General features: G+C 36.3%; 17 protein-coding genes and 4 tRNA genes. 3 read left to right on the top strand and 18 right to left on the bottom strand.

The window, feature by feature from the left end; all coding sequences use genetic code 11:
* The first annotated feature begins 448 nt into the window (after nt 1-448).
* Genes FXW34_RS21175 through FXW34_RS21165 form a run of 3 tightly spaced genes read left to right on the top strand, consistent with a single transcriptional unit; the run spans nt 449 to nt 4,171 of the window.
* Complete coding sequence (locus FXW34_RS21175) at nt 449-1,933, top strand: spore germination protein (protein WP_147536026.1); 1,485 nt, start codon at nt 449-451, stop codon at nt 1,931-1,933.
* Nucleotides 1,934-1,941: 8 nt separating this feature from the next.
* Nucleotides 1,942-3,027 carry a GerAB/ArcD/ProY family transporter gene (locus FXW34_RS21170; RefSeq protein WP_147536025.1) on the top strand — a complete coding sequence of 362 codons (1,086 nt, stop codon included), beginning with the start codon at nt 1,942-1,944 and terminating at the stop codon, nt 3,025-3,027.
* 13 nt (nt 3,028-3,040) lie between these two features.
* On the top strand, nt 3,041-4,171 hold the full coding sequence (locus tag FXW34_RS21165; RefSeq protein ID WP_147536023.1) for a Ger(x)C family spore germination protein: 1,131 nt from the start codon (nt 3,041-3,043) through the stop codon (nt 4,169-4,171).
* Between the two features lie 83 nt (nt 4,172-4,254).
* On the opposite strand, the gene rlmH is transcribed toward FXW34_RS21165, so the two are convergent.
* From rlmH to FXW34_RS21075, 18 genes are all read right to left on the bottom strand, one after another.
* Nucleotides 4,255-4,734: a 23S rRNA (pseudouridine(1915)-N(3))-methyltransferase RlmH gene (gene rlmH / locus FXW34_RS21160; protein ID WP_147536022.1), complete on the bottom strand. Its 480-nt coding sequence runs from the start codon at nt 4,732-4,734 to the stop codon at nt 4,255-4,257.
* A gap of 90 nt (nt 4,735-4,824) precedes the next feature.
* Nucleotides 4,825-4,986: a CxxH/CxxC protein gene (locus tag FXW34_RS21155; RefSeq protein WP_147536020.1), complete on the bottom strand. Its 162-nt coding sequence runs from the start codon at nt 4,984-4,986 to the stop codon at nt 4,825-4,827.
* Between the two features lie 189 nt (nt 4,987-5,175).
* Entirely contained in the window at nt 5,176-6,390 is a 1,215-nt protein-coding gene (locus tag FXW34_RS21150; protein ID WP_147536019.1) for a S1C family serine protease, read from the bottom strand.
* 167 nt (nt 6,391-6,557) lie between these two features.
* Nucleotides 6,558-7,352 carry an MBL fold metallo-hydrolase gene (locus tag FXW34_RS21145; protein ID WP_147536017.1) on the bottom strand — a complete coding sequence of 265 codons (795 nt, stop codon included), beginning with the start codon at nt 7,350-7,352 and terminating at the stop codon, nt 6,558-6,560.
* 13 nt (nt 7,353-7,365) lie between these two features.
* Entirely contained in the window at nt 7,366-8,151 is a 786-nt protein-coding gene (locus tag FXW34_RS21140) for a two-component system regulatory protein YycI (RefSeq protein ID WP_147536016.1), read from the bottom strand.
* On the bottom strand, nt 8,138-9,469 hold the full coding sequence (locus tag FXW34_RS21135; RefSeq protein WP_147536014.1) for a YycH family regulatory protein: 1,332 nt from the start codon (nt 9,467-9,469) through the stop codon (nt 8,138-8,140). The genes FXW34_RS21140 and FXW34_RS21135 overlap by 14 nt, the downstream gene beginning before the upstream one ends.
* Entirely contained in the window at nt 9,466-11,292 is a 1,827-nt protein-coding gene (walK, locus tag FXW34_RS21130) for a cell wall metabolism sensor histidine kinase WalK (RefSeq protein WP_147536013.1), read from the bottom strand. The genes FXW34_RS21135 and walK overlap by 4 nt, the downstream gene beginning before the upstream one ends.
* A 10-nt stretch (nt 11,293-11,302) precedes the next feature.
* Nucleotides 11,303-12,010 (bottom strand): response regulator YycF, encoded by a 708-nt coding sequence (gene yycF / locus FXW34_RS21125; protein WP_147536012.1) that lies wholly within the window; start codon nt 12,008-12,010, stop codon nt 11,303-11,305.
* 201 nt (nt 12,011-12,211) lie between these two features.
* Nucleotides 12,212-13,699 (bottom strand): peptidoglycan DD-metalloendopeptidase family protein, encoded by a 1,488-nt coding sequence (locus tag FXW34_RS21120; protein ID WP_147536011.1) that lies wholly within the window; start codon nt 13,697-13,699, stop codon nt 12,212-12,214.
* Nucleotides 13,700-14,061: 362 nt separating this feature from the next.
* Nucleotides 14,062-14,134: transfer RNA gene (locus tag FXW34_RS21115), tRNA-Phe, on the bottom strand.
* 22 nt (nt 14,135-14,156) lie between these two features.
* Nucleotides 14,157-14,233 (bottom strand) — tRNA-Asp (locus tag FXW34_RS21110).
* A 63-nt stretch (nt 14,234-14,296) separates the two neighbouring features.
* Nucleotides 14,297-14,368: transfer RNA gene (locus FXW34_RS21105), tRNA-Glu, on the bottom strand.
* A gap of 15 nt (nt 14,369-14,383) precedes the next feature.
* Nucleotides 14,384-14,459, bottom strand: a tRNA-Lys gene (locus tag FXW34_RS21100).
* A gap of 404 nt (nt 14,460-14,863) precedes the next feature.
* Nucleotides 14,864-16,150: an adenylosuccinate synthase gene (locus FXW34_RS21095; RefSeq protein WP_147536010.1), complete on the bottom strand. Its 1,287-nt coding sequence runs from the start codon at nt 16,148-16,150 to the stop codon at nt 14,864-14,866.
* A 257-nt stretch (nt 16,151-16,407) separates the two neighbouring features.
* Complete coding sequence (gene dnaB, locus FXW34_RS21090; protein WP_147536009.1) at nt 16,408-17,772, bottom strand: replicative DNA helicase; 1,365 nt, start codon at nt 17,770-17,772, stop codon at nt 16,408-16,410.
* Nucleotides 17,773-17,915: 143 nt separating this feature from the next.
* Complete coding sequence (gene rplI / locus FXW34_RS21085; protein ID WP_147536008.1) at nt 17,916-18,365, bottom strand: 50S ribosomal protein L9; 450 nt, start codon at nt 18,363-18,365, stop codon at nt 17,916-17,918.
* Entirely contained in the window at nt 18,362-20,335 is a 1,974-nt protein-coding gene (locus tag FXW34_RS21080) for a DHH family phosphoesterase (protein ID WP_147536007.1), read from the bottom strand. Before FXW34_RS21080 ends, rplI begins: the two co-directional genes overlap by 4 nt.
* 70 nt (nt 20,336-20,405) lie before the next feature.
* On the bottom strand, nt 20,406-21,347 hold the full coding sequence (locus FXW34_RS21075) for a YybS family protein (protein ID WP_147536006.1): 942 nt from the start codon (nt 21,345-21,347) through the stop codon (nt 20,406-20,408).
* Nucleotides 21,348-21,428: the final 81 nt, after the last annotated feature.

Genomic DNA, 21,428 nt, shown 5'->3' with positions numbered 1-21,428 from the left:
GCGTACCCATGTATTGGAATAGATTCACATAATATGAAAATACTGTAGTAATATTTGTCGAATAATATTTTTTTGATGCACTACCAATGGCTCAAACCGTTGGTACATCAACATTTATAGAGGGAGGAATTTTTCCCTCTATTTATTAGAATCGTATGTTTAACCTAATTTTTTATCCTCCCCAACAATAAGTAGAGGCATTCTTATAAGTAACCTCATTTACTTGTGGTACGGTTCACCGTGTTGTATCTAAATGAGGATTTATCGCCCTCTTTAATTACGCACACAACTTATCCTGTTTCCACACAGTTAATTACATCTATTATCTCTTACAATTCAGTTCAAATAAAGTCCATAAACTACTTTGTGGACTTACTTTTTTATAAAGCCGTGGATAAAATGGTTTTCTTTTTCAAATAATAAGAAAAAATTATTAAGGATTTTTCAAATGGCAAACACACCAAATAACAATAATTGCCCAAATTATAAAAAAATTAAAAATATCCTCAACCAATCACCAGATTTACTTTGCAGGACAATTGAGGTCGCTGGAGATTGTCTGGAAGTTATCTTTATGAAAAATTTAATTAAGACTGAAACAGTTAATGAATATGTTATTAAATTCATTCAACAGCTGCCAAAAAAAGATATAACCTACTCTTATTTAATAAAAAATATCCCTATTGACGAGGTAAAGATTGACTTTAAGGAACAAGAAATTATTTCTTCACTTTTAAATGGATTCGTTTATATTTACTTATTAAAAGAAAATAAAGCCCTTTTAGTAAATTGTGCTAATCCAATTGAAAGATCCATCGAGAAAGCAGAAACTGAATCTTTGGTATACGGCCCTAAAATTTCGTTTACAGAATCATTGTCTTCTAATATAAAAATTATCAGACAAAATCTAAATAATTCTAATTTGTGTACAGATGAATTAGAAATAGGAGAACGTGTTAAGAAGAAATTAAGAATTATTTACATTAAAGATTTAACGGATGAAGACATACTAAAAACACTTAAGCAGAAGCTTGAAACTATTACAATGGATGATATAAGTGACAGTTCAGTTTTGGCACAGTGTCTTGAAGATAATCATTATTCTTTTTTTCCTCAGTTTATCATGACAGAACTGCCTGATCGATTTCTCTATTCTATTTTAAATGGACGGGTTGGTATCCTTTTAGATCGAAGCCCAGTAGCTATTATTGGGCCTGCTAATTTTTTTTCGTTTTTTGAATCAACAGAAGATATTTATTTACGCTGGTCTTTGAGTACTTTCATTAGATTTATACGGTTTTTAGCTATGGCTGGATCATTGCTCTTTACAGCCTTCTATGTGGCAGTCCTCACCTATCACTATGAACTTATACCATCTAAATTGTTAATTGTCATTGGGCAATCACGTTCACAAGTTCCTTTTCCCCCGTTACTAGAAGCAATATTAATGGAATTCTTAATTGAATTACTTAGAGAGGCAGGAGCACGTCTACCATCAAAAGTAGGTCAAACAATGGGGATTGTTGGAGGGATTGTGATTGGTCAAGCAACTGTTGAGGCTGGCTTAACTAGCAACATTTTAATTATAATCGTGGCATTTAGTGCCTTAGGAGCCTTTTCAGCTCCAATTTATGAAATGGGTACTGCTATAAGAATCGCCAGATTTCCTTTCATTATTCTAGCAGGTGTTTGGGGTTTTAATGGGATTATCATCGGTGTCTGTGTACTGATTGTCCACTTGTTAAAGTTGACATCCTTAAATAGACCTTATCTTGCACCTCTATACCCGCTTAGGATAAAGGATTTAAAATACGCCTTTATACGTCTCCCACACCATTTTTATAGGAAACGTCCTGTTGTTAATCGTCCATTAAAATTATTCCGGATAGGAAGGAAATCTAAAAAAACAGATACCGATTTAGATGAAATTTGAGGTGGATAATGAAATCAAATATTAGTTTTGTAAACGCCTATCTTGCTTTCTTTATCATTCACACTTCACAAATCGGAATGGGCATACTTGGCGTTCCTAGATTTGTTTTTCTTGAAGCTAAGCAAGATGCCTGGATCAGCGTTCTACTCTCTGGACTATTCATAAGTGTTATCATTTTGATAATAATGCGCATCCTTGCTAAATATGAAAACTGTAATCTTTATGAAATACACGAGAATTTATTTGGTCGCTTTATAGGCAGTATCATCAATACCTTTATTGTTATTTACTTTATTGCAGCACTTTACTCTATCATCATCGATTATGTTGAATTGTCTCTGACATGGGGATATGAAGGAGTTGATGAATGGGTAGATGTTTTAGCGCTATTATTCGTAACCATTTATGCCGTTTCTGGCGGATTCAGAGTAATTGCAGGGATATGTTTCTTATCCTTTTTAATGACGATATGGCTAGTATTTGTTTTTTATCAACCGCTTGAATCGATAAACTTCACTAGAATTTTACCTGTCATGGCGGCAACCCCTGAACAAATAATGAAAGGAGTATTTAAAACCAATTTTACAATGTTAGGTTTTGAAACTTTATTTTTTATTTTTCCATTTATAAAGGAGAAAAAAAAGCTGCTTTTTTTCAGTCAATTAGCAATCTGGTTTACTACACTTCTTGTATTTATCACAACGGTTATTTCGATCTTATTTTTTAGTCAAAAGGAATTGGAAAAATATATTTGGCCTGTGGTCAGTATGATAAGCACGGTCCATTTTCCATTTCTTGAACGGTTTGAATTTATTGCCGTTCCATTTTGGATATTGGTTATTTTTCCAAATTTATGTTTATACCTGTTCATTTCTTCAAAAGGATTAAAACAAATATTTCATTTAAAACAAAAACATGGTATATGGTTAATCTCCATAATCATTTTTATCACGAGTTTTTTTGTCACCAAAAGAGTCGACAATAACCTTTTTTTTGATCAAGTTGGTCATGTTGGCTTTTACCTATGGTTTATCTATCCATTCTTGTTATATTTCATTTCAATCATTAAATCTAAAATTTTTTCACAATCTTAACGGAGTTGAAACGATGAAAAAATGGCTTATTCTATTTTGTTGTCTTATCTGTACTGCATGTGTGCCCCCTGAAAAAATATTAGAAAGGCAAGGGATTTCAACTATTATTGGTTATGATTTACTTGATAAAGATACATATAAAGGCTCTATTAGCTTGTTGCAATTCGACCGTAAAGAAGAGAAAACAAGTGAAACCATTTCTGCCGTCGGTTCTACAAGCAAACAAATAAGACAAAGGTTAGAACAACAAACAAGCCACGACATTACATCTGGACAATTGAGGACAATACTATTTGATAAAGATATAAGTGAAAAGATAGGAATTTCATCTTTTTTAGATTCGATGCAACGAGAAAGCAGCATTGGATCATTAATTTTTTTGGCCATTACAAACAATACTGAAGAAGTCATTAAAAATAATATCTATGAAGAATACCCGGAAATGGGGTCATATATTTATCAATTATTGGATAAGCAAGAAAGGAAGGAAATGTTAATAAACTCCAACCTGCATGATTTTTTCTCCACTCTATATGAAATTGGCATCGATCCCACCTTACCGATTATATCGAATAAGAATGGTGCAGCACCCTATATTGAAAAGGTGGCATTATTAAAGGATGATAAAATGGTCGGTTCTATTTCTTTGACAAAAACCTTGTTCATAAAATTATTCTCCAATCGCAAGGCTTCTCTGGGAGATATAACATTAAACATTCCTATAGAGGTTTTAGAACAAAAGGGAATACCATTAGTCGAAAAGCCAAAAGGAGATAATTTTAACATTACTATTCACCCAATAAAGCACCACGGAAAGGTTAAATTATTTAACGAAGATGACTTTTATCTAAACGCAACGATAACTGTTTCAACTATAGAAGTACAACCTGCAATTCCTCTTAACAATAGGAAATCTATAAAAAAATTAGAGCAACTGCTTGGGGAAGAACTAAACAAAGAATTGGGGGATTTTCTTGAGGAGTTAAGAAAATTAAATACTGATCCAATTGGCATTGGAAGAAAAATAAAAAGCATCAGAAAATATTCCAATTTAAGTGATAAAGATTTGAGGGAAAAGTATTCAAGTTTAAAGTTAAATTCAACTATTAAGGTTGAAATAAAACGCACAGGTGTTGTTGATTAGTAAAGATAGTAGAGAAAAAAACTCTACTATCTTATTCTTTCAAGTTTTTTACGTTCAAGAATATTAACGAAGAAGAACCTCATTTACTTGTGGTAAGGTTCCCCGCGATTGATCCTGAATGCTCGATAAATCTGCTCAACCAGTATCAACCTCATCATTTGGTGAGGAAACGTCATTTTTGAAAAAGATAGCTTTTCACTAGCTCGTTTCAACACGTCATCGCTCAAGCCTAACGAACCACCTATGACAAAGGCAATTTTACTTTTTCCATATGTAGCAAGCTTGTCTAGATCATCTGCTAATTGCTCTGATGATTTCATTTTCCCATCAATCGCTAGTGCAATGACATGTGTATCTTGACTGATTTTACTTAAAATCCGCTCGCCTTCCTTTTGCTTTACTTGTTCCATTTCTGCTGCACTCAGTTCCTCTGGTGCTTTTTCATCGGCCACCTCGATGATTTCGAGCTTAGCGTATCCCGACATCCGTTTCACAAATTCATCAATGCCTTGTTTTAAATACTTTTCTTTTAATTTTCCAACCGTCACAATTAAGATATTCACAGTTATCCCCGCTTTACAAACAGTTTACAAACAAGATATCCACAGGAGTTATCCACATACCCACATTTTCTATCCACATCTTGTATGAGATCAACTGTTCGCCACAACATATACAGCTAGATTTCGACAATATTCACAGGTTGTTGATATCTTTTTCTCTTCATCAATTTTCTCTAATGTTGGCGAAGTCATATAATCATCAACGATCACATCTAAAGCCAATTCTACATGTTCCTCACAGCAATATATCATTATTAAAACTCCTTTCTCGTTTATCCACAGTTTCCTTAACAATACTATATCCCTGATATCCACAAATTAAAATCATTTAATCTAAACTTATTTATCCACAACCCGACTATCCAACCCTTTCTTGTATAAAAAAATGAAAAAGCAGAAAGCTACAATAAGCCTTCTGCTAAAATTATTATTCAACAGCTATTAGTTTTGGCCAGCAAGTCTCATCGTAGTCTCTTGCAGTTTGCCATTTCGATAAAACTTAATCTTCATTTGCTCGCCAATTTTCTTTTTATTATAAAGGTGCTTTCGAAGATCGATTACATCTCCGATTTTTTCGCCATCCATTTCAACAATGACATCAAGCTCCTTCAGTCCAGCAATATCAGCAGGTGAATTCGGTACAATTTGACGAAGTGCAACTCCGTAAGTAATATCCTTCGGCAACTTTAATGCTTCCTCTTGATAGTATTTGGCAATTTCACTGACAGATTGCAATTCTACACCCATGTATGGTCGTTTCACTTCACCATGCTTTTCAAGGTCTTCAATAATAGGAATGGCATAGTTGATTGGAATGGCTAATCCAATCCCCTCAACGGACGATTCAGCAATCTTCATGGAGTTTATTCCAATTAATTGGCCATCAATATTCACGAGGGCGCCACCACTATTACCTGGATTAATCGCAGCATCGGTCTGAATGACCTCGGCTTGCCAGTCTTCAATTCCATCTGAGTTAATATCAATTGGAATCGTCCGTTCCAGGCCAGAAATAATCCCTTGTGTTACTGAACCACTAAAGGTTGCTCCAAGCGGATTACCAATAGCAATTGCCGGTTCGCCAACCTGTATACTATCAGAATCTCCGAATTCTGCAATATTTTTAATATTTTTAGCCTCAAGCTCTAGTACTGCTAAATCTGTCCATACATCTGAACCACGCAGCTTGGCAGCATGCTTCGTACCATCAGAAAGAGTAATCTCAAGCTCTTTGGCCCCGTCTACCACGTGATGATTTGTGACTACAAATGCCTTGTTGCCTTCTATTTTATAAATAACACCAGAGCCTGTCCCGGCTTCTTGACGGCTGCTCTCTCCAAACCAGAAACCAGTTTCCTGTAGGTTTGAAATAGCTACAACAGTATCTCCAGCTTTTTCAACAGCTTTAGTTACTTGTGATGTAACATCAACTGAAACATTTTTTGTTGTACCCGATGAACTTCGCTGATTATTTACGGCATTATTTTCTGTTGAAGGTTGATAGGGAAGGACCCCTAAATCAGTTAACTGTGGTAGGGAAACAATGACGAGCATTGCGCCAAGAATTCCGCCAACTAAACTAGCAATAATATATCCGCTTTTATTACGCTTCGGTTGTTTATATCGACCTTCATAATCTTGATCATAATACCCCATAGACTCCATCCTTTCTAACAAAACAAATACCTTGAGAATCCTGTGTTAATCATAATTATACTAAAATGATTACAATTATCTAGAAATACATACCAATATTAAAAATGTTAACAATTTGTTAATAGATTAGACCGACATTGGTAATATTTTGTTCGGAAATGGCTTGTTTATACAAGGGTTAAAGGAGTAGGAATTTTTGGATCAGTATCAAATAACTCAAATTGCTCACCAACAATAATTCCTCTTGATTGTAGCGTTTGCGATACTGACATTCTCGCTAAATCCTTCATATTATTATCGAGACTAAGGTGCGCTAAATAAAAACGTTTTGTTTTATCTCCAGCCACATCACTCATCGCTAGTGCTGCATCTTCGTTTGAAACATGGCCAACGTCGCTTAATATTCTACGTTTAATATTCCATGGGTAACGCCCCATACGCAGCATTTGTACATCGTGATTGCTTTCAAATACGTACATATCTGCATTGGATATTATCCCTTTTACTCGCTCACTGACATAACCTGTATCAGTTATTAAAACGAGCTTTTTATCTGAATGATGGAATACATAAAACATTGGCTCTGCAGCGTCATGGGAAACTCCGAAGGATTCAATTGATACTGAGCCAAAGCTTTTCACACTTTCCATTCCAAACACAAACTTTTGCTCAACCGGTATCTCCCCGACTAATCCTTCCATTGCCTGCCATGTTTTTTCATTTGCGTATATTGGCAATTTATATTTCCGTGCCAAAACACCAATTCCCTTAATGTGATCACTATGTTCATGCGTCACTAGTATCCCCGAAAGATTTTCGATTTTACGGTCTATTTGTGAAAATAAACCTTCTATTTGCTTGCCGCTAAAGCCTGCATCAACTAAAAATGAATGATCCTCCGACTCCACATAGATCGCATTCCCTGTACTCCCACTTGCGAGCACACTAAAATGCATAGACATTCAATTCACTCCACTAATTTTTTTCTTTATTATCATCTATCTCGATAATTTGCCCCTCAAAAGCATTAACATATAAATTTTCCTTATCATCCACAACAAAATGCCAGGTCGGTGTTAATAATTGGGATGCAGTAAGTTGAACTAATGTATGCAGTCCAAGCTCAACCTTAGTAATTTTAGTTCTTGGCTCGAGTAGGCCATTTTCGTAAAGTGTTTCTATGGCCTTTATTGGAGGTAATACATCGTGTTCCTCTTGCAATAATTCTATTTCCTCCAACAACGTCTGTGAAAATGAATAGATTTCATTCCTTTCGTTTACATAGAGCGTCAATTTGCCATTAATGTTATTATAAATCGTTTTATTTTTAAATTGTTGATAAAAGGTTATCGTTTGTTCCTCTTTATTTTGACTAAAATATTTATATTGATCACCATAAAGAATTTTATTGACTACCAATGCGTTTAAGTCAGATTTTTGAAGATCCTTCATGCTTATCGGCTGATCGAAAACTCCCTGTAAAACCGTTCCGTCAGTAATCGAATAATTAACACCTTTCATCTTTCCGTACTCTTCTTTCCTAAAGACTTTCGGTTTCGCACTAACATAAGTATCTTTAGTCAAGTTAGTGGGCAGATCGACATAATCAATTTTATCTTGAGCTAAATGCTCTTCAAACGAAGTTTCAGTAATAAAGTCATACTTGCTAGCATCGCGAATCTTAAAAAATTCATATAGCAAATAGATATCCAAGGCAAGGAAGGTCAAAATAAAGATCGTTTTAATCTTACTCCAATCCATTACTATTCCCTCCAACATCCTTCTGGACAACTTGAACCCAGAGGTTTCCATACTGGTAGTACCAAGCTGGTTCAAGATTCATTAATTGCGGTTCATTTGGATCTATGGACATCTTATATCCAATTGCAATATCCTTCAGCATTTCTGGCTTAAAGCCTTTCTTGCTCTTTAAGTACTCAATTACTTCACTACTAGATAAAAGGGTTACTTCCTTTTTGTCTGTAGTTAACGGTACATCCAGTGAAAAAATGGGACGATTGTATTTATAAATATCATTTTTCCCCCATATTTGGACGATTTGCGAAAGACCTAAATCATTAAAAATCGGATAACCGCTCCGATCATAAAGTCTGAATTTAATTTGCTGATTTTCCTCATCAACTGCTGCATATTTATAATTTCCAGTCCAACCACCATGTTCATTTACATAATTAATACCCTTTTTTAATAAATCCTTTGTAGGTACCGCTCCATCTGATTTCTCTGCTGGTATCACATATGAAAGCGTGAGGGAGTCATAATTAACGGTCAACATGCTAGAATCATCAATGTATTCTACCGTATTTCCATCATCATTTCTTTGAACATAGCTAGGGTCATTAAAAATGGCATCTTTAAACTTTTCTGGATCCAACTGATCTAAAAAATACTGATAGTGAATGAGTGTTTTATTTTTCTCAGGAAGGAATAAAGTTCTTTCCTCAGTCACCTGATATGAGATATAGTTTTCATATTGATTGGATACTCGATAAAACTGATGATCGAATTTCTTCAAATCCTCGCCATTAATATGGCTCGAAAATACTTGATAATCTCTTGGATTTCCATAATTGACAAAGTATATATTACCTTCATTTTTAACAGTATTTTCAATATCAATGACGATTCGGTTAAATTGGAAGTTAGGTATTTTCTTATCTTCAACATGGATGATACTTTTATAAAGTTCAATTGGTACAGCATCAGGAAAAATAATTTCCACATTTCCTTTAGCATGAACAAAATCTGTTAATTTGCCCACTTCCTCAGTTATTTCTTCAAAATCATAAAAATTCCAACGAAATACTTCCTGTAATGTCTGATCAATCTCATCACTGCTAGTCGTACCAAAATGAGAATCCTTTAAATGATAAATAATTTTATTAGGTTGAATGATCTCCTCTACTTCCTTAGCTTCACTCAATATAACCTCTTGTACAGTATTGGTGTTTTCCATCGTTGCATAGCGTGGTTGGTAAGTCCATAGATTCCAGGTTAATACCACACTTGTAATGACTAGAATTGTTAATATGACTGATTTAATATTTTCGTATGTCATGACCAATCATCCTCATAGGAATGGTTGTATGGAAGGGTAAAGGAAATCGTAGTTCCTTTTCCTTCAACACTTGTAGCCCAAATTTTGCCACCGTGGGCATTGATAACTTCTTTGGCAATCGCTAACCCGAGACCAGTACCACCTAGTTTTCTGGACCGAGCTTTATCCACTCGATAAAACCGCTCAAATATTTTTTCAAGATCTGCCTTTGGTATTCCAACACCCTGATCAGAAATGCTTACCATAATCAAGTCTTCTTTTTCCTCAACAGCAAATCTGACATATCCTCCTTCTGGAGAATACTTCAATGCATTAGAAATGATATTATCTAAAACCTGAGTCAGCTTATCTTCATCCATTTCAATGAAAATATCATGAGATGGAAGATTCCTTTTGAAACGAACATTGTGCTCCTTCGTAATTTCAAAACGATCGATGATTCGGTTGAAATACACGATGAAATTAATCCATTCCTTCTTCAGTTGATAATCTTGACTGTCCATTTTTGATAACTGCAATAGGTCATTAACAAGACGAATCATTCGCTCCGTTTCATTTCTAGTAACATCAAGAAAATTTGGAGCAATTTCTTCATCCTGCCAAGCGCCGTCAGCCAATGCTTCTAAATAACTCCGCATTGTGGTTAATGGTGTTCTTAATTCATGAGATACGTTTGCTACAAATTCTCTCCGTTCCCGATCAATCTTTTCCTGCTCAGTTATATCATGCAAAACCGTGATGAGACCATTTACAAATCCAGTTTCCTTTTGGATAACTGAAAAATTAGCTCTAAGCACATAGTGGTTTTTATCAGTGCTATAGTCTAAATTGACTGATTCCTGTTCTTCCAACAGATCCTCAAAGCTATACTTGTCCTCAAGTCCTAACAAATGAACAATCGGCTGCGAGAGGACTGTTTCACGTGAAACATTCAAAAGCTTTACCGCAGGCTCATTAATTAAGATTACCCGTCCCCGTCGATCCGTTGCGATTACTCCATCCGTCATATTAGAAAGGACTGAAGAAAGTTTACGTCGCTCACCTTCAGTAGACGCTTGAGCTTCCTGAAGCTTTTTAGTTAAATTATTAAAAGTTATTGCCAACTGCCCGATTTCATCATAGCCGTAAACTTTAACTTTTCTCGTAAAGTTTCCTCTCGCTAAAGCCAGTGCATGCTTACGCATATCTGAAATTGGTCGAGAAATCGTTTGGGCAAGTAGAATACCTAAAATTGCAGTAATAGCAAGGGCGATAGCTGTTCCGGAGATAAAAATATCATTAATATCCTTCATTTGCGCAAATACGTTTTCAATTTTTGCTACTAAATAAATAGTGCCCTTAACTTCTCGATTAGATTTAATTGGTGTAGCAAGGACCCAAGTACGCTTTCCAGACTGCTTGTCAATTAAAATGGAGCTTTGTTCTGATTCTAATACAAGCGACCTTTTAATCATTAAATCATTTGATCTTTGACCTACAACATCCTGATTATTAAGCTTAGATGTTCCGATGATTTTTAAACTGCCCGCTTGGATAACTCTCACTTCAATAATATCAGCGGAAGAAAAGTCCAATAGAATCCTCTTAATATCTTCCTCTAGCTTAGGATCGTCTTTATCTCTTTCCTTCATCATCTCTTCTTCAACATTGTAGGCAAGTAAATCGACTCGTTCATTTAATGAATTTTTAAAGTTAGTTAAAAGCGTTTCTTCCAACTGTCTTACAAAATAAACTCCAATAATCTGCATCGCAACTAATATGAGCAGAACGTAAATCAACACAAATTTAATATGGATGGATCGAAAAAAACCAACCTTTCGCATCACATCAACCCTATTCCTGTTCAGGATTCCTTAAATAATACCCCACACCTCTTCTTGTTACAATCCAAATTGGGTTACTCGGATTATCCTCAATTTTCTCACGTAAACGTCTTACGGTTACATCTACTGTGCGGACATCTCCAAAATAATCGTAGCCCCAAACGGTTTGTAATAAGTGCTCTCTCGTCATCACTTGTCCAATATGATTGGCAAGATAGTGGAGCAATTCGAATTCACGATGTGTTAATTCAATAGACTCACCGCGTTTAGAAACAATATAAGCATCCGGATGAATAATCAGCGAACCAACATTAATAGTATTTCCTTCGGCCTCAGTTTGAGCCGCAGTATGACCGTGACGACGAAGATTTGCCTTTACCCGGGCAATTAATTCACGAGTACTAAATGGCTTGGTTACATAATCGTCAGCACCAAATTCCAATCCGAGCACCTTATCTATTTCTGAATCCTTAGCCGTTAGCATAATAATTGGCATTTCATACTTTTTTCGCACTTCACGACATACTTCCATGCCATCCAATAGTGGAAGCATAATATCAAGGAGGATTAAATCTGGAATAATTTCATTAACCATTTCAAGAGCTTGATTGCCATCATAGGCGCAATAAACATCATAGCCTTCTTTTTTTAAATTAAATTGGAGTATATCAGCTATTGGCTTCTCATCATCAACGACTAGTATCTTTTTCATGTCCATCTGTTTTTCTCCTTTTATCTGGTTAACACGATTTCCAGTTTTGCTGGATAAGCGCGTTCACGTCCTATTTTATCTATTATAGTATCTTTGATTTGAACTTAAATGCATAATCTACTATATAAATTTACCATATGACCTTTAACACAGCCAATATCAAAAAAGCCCCTAGACTAACTGGAGTCTAGAGACTTTATCAATCATTTATCTTAAATAGGAAACAGGGTTTTGTAAACTGCCACCTTTATAAACTTCAAAGTGTAAATGTACGCCAGTTGAGTCACCGGTAGAGCCCATCACACCGATTGCTTGACCTTTGGCAACGGTTTGGCCTGAGCCTACGCTAATTGATGATAAATGAGCGTATACGGTACGCATTCCATTTCCATGATCGATGGTGATTTTATTTCCATAAGCACCATCCCATCCAGCAGATACGACTCTTCCATTGTCTGCAGCCTTAATCGTAAGATTACTTGGTCTCGCAATATCGATACCCTTATGCATCTTACCGCCACGGTAACCCATTGGACTTGAAATATATCCACCAACTGTCGGCCATGTTAATGAACCATCGCCACGTGAAGGAATAACCTTTGTTCCCTTAACAATAACTTCGTTTACTGGTTGCTTAGTAATATTTGAGCTAATTTCTTGTTTGCTAACAACTTGACCGTTTTGTTCAGAAATTGTATAAGTTGCAAGTCTTTCACCGTTTTGACCAGTTTGAGTTACTTTTTTCTCGCCCTTCGGTAAATTTCCATCTTCTTTTGTTTCAGTAGTGTAAGCAATACTTTCTTTAACCATTGCTTCTTTTTCTACAATAACCTGTAGTAAAGGTACTTGAACTGTAATGTTGACTTCTTGTCCAATCTTCAACACAGTTTCCTCAGTTAAGCCTGGGTTGATTTCAACCATTTGCTTTAAAGTTAGGCCATTATTGTTAGCAATTGAGCCTAATACATCGCCCTCTTGAACTTGATATTTCTTTTGTTCTAAAGTACCATTTTGTAAAAATTTTACAGCATTTTCAACTGACATTAGTTTGTCTGGTGTCACTTCTGATTTTTCAAAGGAAACTTCCTTTGATAGTTTAATATCTAGAACACGAGTTTCATTTTCTTGAAGTTGAGGTAAAGCACTGGATGAGTCTTTTTTTCGGGCTTCAACTGCATTCATTTGATCTTCACTTACATATTGAAGTTTAAGTTGTTTAATAACTTCCTCAGCTGATTTTTGGCTATCAACGAATGCAACTTGTTTACCGTCTAATACAATTGCTGCTGCATCAGCTTGAATGGTTAGTTTTTCGTTTAATTGTTTAATCACCTGATTATTGTTCGTTGAGGAACTAGAACCAAATACTTGTTCAGGTATGTATTTTAGTTGAGAACCTGTTGATAATTCGATACCCTCGTAATTTGACTTCGTCTCTTCTAGTTTCTTTTTAACCACTGATTGAATTACTTTCTTATCTGAAACAGTTCCAATATATTCATTGTTAAAATACACATAATATACTGTAGTTGTTTCCGATTCGTTGCTACTACTACTTGCCATTGGTGCATTGTAAATGCCAAAGGATAAGGCAGTTACAGCGAGCGCTGTATAAACAACCTTTTTCGCCTGCGGAATCAGTCTTGCTGTTTTATTGCCCGTAAGGTTGGACAAACTTGTTTTCCAATTCTTCATTCATAATCCTCCTACTAAACGTGCACAAACAGTCTATTAATATCATATTCTGACAAATTTAATGTGTTAGTCTTACAATTTTCGACTTTTTTACTTTACCATAAATTAGCGTTAAAATGGGCATTTGATTTGATAATGTAACATAAATGTATAATTACTGTCATTTAATGTCGAAAAATGGCAGTGTATTGGAAGGGTTTTCATATTAAATATTTGATCCAATATGGAGAATCCTTATTATTAAAGGATTTTTAGGAATTGTTTGGTTAGGAAGGACTAGCTGATGTTTTTTACGTAACTTACCCTAACATTACAGTAATATTACAAAAGAGCATACAATGTATGCTCTTTTGCAATTTAGATGGCTCAGGACGGAATCGAACCGCCGACACATGGATTTTCAGTCCATTGCTCTACCGACTGAGCTACTGAGCCAATTTCTATTCTGTTATGTAAATGGCGGTCCGGACGGGACTCGAACCCGCGACCTCCTGCGTGACAGGCAGGCATTCTAACCAACTGAACTACCGGACCAAATAAAAAGTTGACCAACGTAAAACCGTCCTTGCCAGCTCTTTGCTAGCCAACTTATGCCGATGACCCCTACGGGATTCGAACCCGTGTTACCGCCGTGAAAGGGCGGTGTCTTAACCGCTTGACCAAGGGGCCATACTAAAATTAAAATGGTGAGCCATGAAGGACTCGAACCTTCGACCCTCTGATTAAAAGTCAGATGCTCTACCAACTGAGCTAATGGCTCGTACTAATATAATTATCTATACGAATTTGTCGTCGACTGAGCTAATGGCTCGCACTAATACTGTGACGACGTTTTTTATAATATCATATAAAATTATAATTAAGCAATAGTTTTTTTGATATTTTTTTATTTATTAATAAATCTAATGATTTTCGATAAAACTCACCAAGTAACTTAGGAAAAGAAAGACGTGCAGTAAACACATCAACTGCACGTCTTTTTTTATAGGTAAAGCTACAGCTGCATACCACTCAGGATCAAGCTGCTCCGTTTTTCGTTTTGTCTAGCTACGGCAGCTAGCCCCTCGGGGTCATAAGCCAATCCGTCCAGAAGGTAAAGACCAACCTTCTTGCCGGCTTGTCTTATGCCTGTCGGGGCTGGTCAAGCTGCCTCCGCTTTTCGTTTTAGCGCCAAGGGCTGAATACTACGTTTGTTTGGTTACGATCTGGCCCTACTGAGAAAATGGATAAAGGAATACCAGTAAGTTGAGAAACTCGCTCTAAATAATGTCTTGCATTCACTGGTAGCTCATCGAGTGATTTACAGCCAGTAATGTCTTCAGTCCAGCCTGGAAGCTCTTCGTAAACTGGTTTACATTCTGCTAACACTCTTAGGTTTGCAGGATATTCAGTAATCATCTCACCGTTGTAATCGTATGCTACACAAATTTTAACTGAATCTAAACCAGTTAAAACGTCAATAGAGTTTAAAGATAGGTCTGTGATTCCGCTAACACGACGTGCATGACGAACCACAACACTATCAAACCAACCAACACGGCGAGGTCGGCCAGTTGTTGTACCATATTCACGGCCTACTTCACGGATTTGGTGACCAATTTCATCATGAAGCTCAGTTGGGAATGGACCATCACCAACACGAGTTGTATAAGCTTTACATACGCCAACCACGTGATTAATCTTAGTAGGACCAACGCCTGAACCAATTGTTACACCGCCAGCTACAGGGTTTGAAGAGGTAACAAACGGATAGGTACCTTGGTCGATATCTAACATAACTCCTTGTGCACCTTCAAATAATACACGACGACCTTCATCTAAAGCATCATTTAATACCTTTGAAGTGTCTACTACATATTGCTTAATTTGTTGTCCGTACTCGTAATATTCATCTAAAATATCTTCAATCTTAAAGCCTTCTGTTTCATAGAAACGCTCGAACATGCGATTTTTTTCTTCAAGATTACGGGTTAGCTTTTCTTCAAATACTTCACGATCTAACAAATCTGCCATACGGATTCCGTTACGAGCTGCTTTGTCCATATATGCAGGTCCAATACCTTTTTTCGTAGTACCAATTTTGTTGGCACCTTTGCGCTCTTCTTCAACCTCATCTAACTTAAGATGATAAGGTAGAATTACATGGGCACGGTTACTGATTCGAAGATTATCAGTTGTAACACCGCGATCTTGAAGACCTTTTAATTCAGCAACTAATGCTTTTGGATCAACAACCATACCGTTACCAATTACACTAATTTTATCTTTATAGAAAATACCTGATGGAATTAAATGTAATTTATATGTCTCGTTGTTAAATTTTATTGTATGTCCTGCGTTATTCCCACCTTGATAACGTGCGATAACCTCAGCATTTTCCGATAAGAAATCGGTTATTTTTCCTTTTCCTTCGTCGCCCCATTGTGAACCGACAACAACTACAGATGTCATCTTAAAGAACCTCCCAGGTTATATGTATTTATTTCATTATAACTTTCCCGATTCAAACAAACTAATTTTATCAATTTACTGCCATGTAAGTCAATAAAACACGAACATTTTCATAAAACTTATATTTTATGTTCGGAAAAGGACGGATATTTCATCGAAAGAATAATAGAAATATAATATTTTCCTCTCTCAAAAAAATAATAATATAAGATTAAAATCATAAAAAAAGGTTAACCTAATAATAGGTTAACCGCATTCTAAGCACCTGGTGGCATAGATGGATCGTTGTAACGAGTCTCTAAGTTTACGAATTTATTATACTCTTTGACGAAGGCGAGTGAAACAGTGCCAACTGGACCATTACGTTGTTTTGCAATAATAATTTCGATAATATTTTTATTTTCCGTTTCCTTATCATAGTAATCATCACGATATAAGAAAGCAACAATATCAGCATCCTGCTCAATACTACCTGATTCACGAATATCGGACATCATCGGACGCTTATCTTGACGCTGTTCTACACCACGAGAGAGCTGCGATAGAGCAATAACCGGTACTTGCAATTCACGGGCAAGCTGCTTTAGTGAACGAGAAATTTCCGATACCTCTTGCTGACGATTTTCGCCTGAACGTCCATCACCTTGAATTAGCTGCAAATAGTCGATTAATATCATACCTAAGCCATGCTCTTGCTTCAAACGGCGACATTTAGAACGGATTTCCCCAATTCTAACACCAGGGGTATCATCAATGAAAATACCTGCATTAGATAGGCTTCCCATTGCCATCGTTAATTTTCCCCAGTCCTCATCTGTAAGTGCGCCAGTTCTAAGGTTTTGCGCATTTATATTCCCTTCAGCACAAAGCATACGCATAACAAGTTGCTCAGCACCCATTTCGAGACTGAAAATCGCGACATTTTCACCTGTTTTTGTCGCTACATTTTGAGCAATATTTAATGCGAAAGCTGTCTTACCAACAGAGGGACGTGCTCCGACAATGATTAAATCATTTCTTTGGAAGCCAGCAGTCATTCGGTCAAGTTCTGCAAATCCTGTGGCAATCCCGGTAATATCACCTTTACGATTCGTTAATAGTTCAATATTGTCATAGGTTCTAACTAATACGTCTTTTATATTATGGAAGGCGCCAGCATTTTTGCGCTGTGCAACCTCAAGAATACTTTTTTCAGCTTCACCCAACAGGGCAGTAACTTCATCCTCACGCTCATATCCATCTTGAGCTATTCCAGCTGCAGTACGGATTAATCTGCGTAGAATCGATTTCTCTTCCACAATTTTTGCATAATATTCAATATTGGCAGCTGTAGGAACAGAAGCAGCCAATTCACTTAAATAGCGAACTCCACCAGTATCTTCAAGCAGTTTTGCAGCTGCTAATTCCTCGGTTACAGTAATTAAATCAACTGCTTTTCCTTGATCATTAAGCTTTAGCATTACACCAAAGATTTTTTGATGTGAGCTGCGATAAAAGTCTTCAGGAATTAATATCTCAGAAGCCATGATTAAGGCTGCAGGTTCAAGAAAAATTGCCCCTAATACTGCCTGCTCCGCTTCAATATTTTGGGGAGGAAGACGATCTGTTAATGCATCATTCATCTATAAAAGCCTCCTTATCGAGAGAGGAATGACTTCCTTTTCTTCACATACTGTATGAAAAAAGTGATCAGCCAAATAACCGATCACTGTTTGCTCAACTATTATATTCTAACAAGATTTTTTACGAATGGGAACTGCCAAATTTAGTTTACTTCTTTAACGTGAACATTTAATGTAGCAGTCACATCATGGTGCAATTTTACAGGAACCTTAGTGTATCCAAGGCTTCTAATTGCATCAGCAAGTTCAATTTTTCGCTTATCAATTTTGATTTTATGCTTTTTCTGGAGTTCTTCAGCAATTTGCTTGCTTGTGATTGAACCAAATAATCGGCCACCTTCACCAGATTTAGCAGATAGCTCTACAGTAATTTTTTCAAGCTGGGCACCTAACTTCTTTGCCTCTTCTAGTTCTTGTGCAGCTTGTTTTTCTTCTTTTTTCTTCTGGGCTTCAAGTGAACTCATATTTGCTTGTGACGCCTCTATCGCTAAGCCCTGCTTCAATAAGAAGTTTTGGGCATATCCGTCTGCTACATTCTTAACTTCACCTTTTTTTCCCTTTCCTTTAACATCCTTTAAAAAAATTACTCTCATTCTCTTCTGCCTCCTTCTAAGTATTCATCGATGGCTTGTTGAAGAAGCATTTCAGCTTCAGCAACCGATGGAACCGTTAATTGAGTTGCTGCATTTGTTAAGTGACCGCCACCGTTTAACGACTCCATAATGACTTGTACATTGACATCACCTAGGGAACGGGCACTAATTCCTATTCCTGCTTCACCACGTTTGGAAATGACGAATGATGCAATTACTCCATTCATCGTTAGCAAAGTATCAGCTGCCTGTGCAATAACTACCTGACTATATTCTGTATCCTCACTACCCTTAGCAATAGCTAGCCCCTCATGATAAAAATAAACAGATTCAATTAATTTTGCACGTCTAATATATGTGCGAATATCCTCTTTTAAGAATTTTTGTACTAATATTGTATCAGCACCTTGAGCACGCAAATAAGATGCTGCCTCAAATGTTCGAGACCCAGTTCTTAATGTAAAGCTTTTTGTATCAACAATGATCCCTGCTAATAGCGCCGTTGCTTCAAGCATATCAATCTTACCGCGCTTTGGCTGGTATTCGAGTAATTCTGTTACTAGCTCTGCTGTTGATGAAGCATATGGCTCCATATATACAAGTAACGGATTTTCAATAAATTCCTCGCCACGGCGATGGTGATCTATTACCACAACATTATCAATTTTTGTTAACAGCTTTTCTTCAATTACAAGCGATGGCTTATGTGTATCAACAATCACCAGCAAAGTACGATCAGTTGCGATTTCAAGTGCTAACTCGGGATTAATCATTCTAGAATATAGAGCTTCTTTTTGTTTGATTTCCGTCATTAGGCGGCTCACACTTGCGTCGATTTGATTATGATCAAATACAACAAAGCCTTCTCGTTCATTCATTTCTGCAACTTTTAATATCCCGATTGAGGCTCCGATTGCATCCATATCAGGATTTTTGTGACCCATAATAATGACTTTATCACTGGCGGTAATTAATTCTTTTAATGCATGAGAGATTACCCTTGCCCTAACTCTTGTACGCTTTTCAACCGGGTTCGTTTTTCCACCAAAAAACTTCACCTTGCCATTTGCCTTTTTAATCGCTACTTGGTCACCACCCCGTCCAAGTGCAAGGTCAAGGCTGGACTGTGCTAATGTACCAAGCTCCGGAAGGGAGGAAACCCCTGTGCCAACCCCGATACTAAGTGTAAGTGAAACATTTTGCTTTGATGTACTCTCTCGCACTTCATCTAGTATACTAAATTTCCCTTTTTCCAAAAACTGTAGGATATGCTCATTAAACACTGCGATAAAGCGCTCGGATGAAACACGCTTGAGAAAAACACCATTCTCCTTAGCCCAATTATTGAGCAATGCTGTGACCATGTTATTGATGTTACTACGGGCTTGATCATCCATGCCTTGTGTGAGTTCATCATAATTATCTAAAAAGATGATTCCGAGAACAGTACGCTCATCACGGTACATTTTCTCAATTTCTGTTTGTTCGGTTACATCGAAAAAGTACAATAATCGCTCCTCGTACTTATGGATAACACGAAGCTTTCGTTCGTGTAGGGTTATAATTTCCGTATCAACCTCTTGCTTAATTAACGGAATTAATATATCAGCAACATCGTAAAGCGATCTTCCCACTAAACGATCTTCCTGAAAAAATGAAGTTAAAAATGGATTAGTCCATTCGATACTGTAATCATCATTAATGAGCATAATACCAATTGGCATTTCCATTAATGCTTCCTCTCCGACTTTTTTTACTCGATAGGAAAGGGTTGATATGTATTCTTCAGCTTCTTTTCTCTGGATTCTTGAGATGTAAAAAATAAAGTAGTATGGGATCGCTGTGAGAAAGAACGCGAAAAGACCAATAAGCCAGTTATAGTAAGTTAACAGACCAAGTAGCAAAAGAGTAAAGCCCATCAACCCAAATAACCAATATCGCAGGGATTTTTTCTCCAAAAAAGAAGGCATGTTTTCAGCTCCCAGACTGTAATGATTGGATAATTATTTAAAAAATACAGCAAAGACGAATTAAGATAGATTACTGTTTTTTTGCTATCCGTTTTCTTAAATCAAATCCTAGGTCAATTATACCGAATATCCTCACAATATAAAGGAGAAATGGCAGTAACATTGAAAAAACTACAACTACAACAGGTACAACTTTTCCAAATCCTTTTACGTGACAATAATAGAAAATAAGTGAAACACCTTGAATAATCATCGCAAATTGCAATATGTATACAAGATTTGTAATAGCAATATATAAGTATGTACCGGGCTCTGGGTTCACTATTAAGCTAATTCCCATGCAAATAATATAATACCACAGCAAGCTTTTCGGAAGAGTTAATTCACGTAATGGAATCCAATCGATCAATTTAACCCCAAATCGTTTCATAAAAGGCATTGATATTAACATAATAAAAAAGACTAATAAAAAGGAAGACATCACAAAAATGCTTGGCATTAATATTTCAAACATTTTAATGCTAGCTTCTAACTGCTGAATCACCTGTTCATTAGGCTTCTGTCCCATGCTCTCGAGCATTTCGTAGCTCATTTGAAACGATTCATGCATCATATCCATTGAGGACTTAATAACATTAACATTTAAAAATACAACCGATACCACATAGATGGCAATAATATTGATTAAAGTAAGAAATGATGTTGTCGATAGAATAACCCATCGACTTTTTTGCTGACTAATTAAATAGCCTATTGAGACACCCATCACAGCAAAAACCCATGTCAGCGGTATTGTCAGCATTGTCCCAACTATCATCGACAGCAGCAACGCTCCAACGATTAAAACAAACGAACTTTTCAAATTGTTATGTGCAGCAAACAAAATGAAAGGAAGAGGCAAGAAAAAGACGGTGACGGATCCTAGTAGTGGTACATACAACGTTATTAATAATAATATAGAATATATTGTTAAAAACATTGCTCCCTTTGTTAACTGACTTGCATTTTTCATTCCATTCCTCCGATAAAAAAGACATTCAATATCTCTATTGTAGCTAGTAAAATCAAACGATTCAACCTTTCTATCTTCTAC

It is taken from the genome of Bacillus marasmi (genome assembly GCF_902168435.1).
GTDB classification, from domain to species: domain Bacteria; phylum Bacillota; class Bacilli; order Bacillales; family Cytobacillaceae; genus Bacillus_BU; species Bacillus_BU marasmi.
The sequence above is the reverse complement of the archived record's forward strand: the minus strand, read 5'-3'. Positions and strand labels throughout refer to the sequence as shown.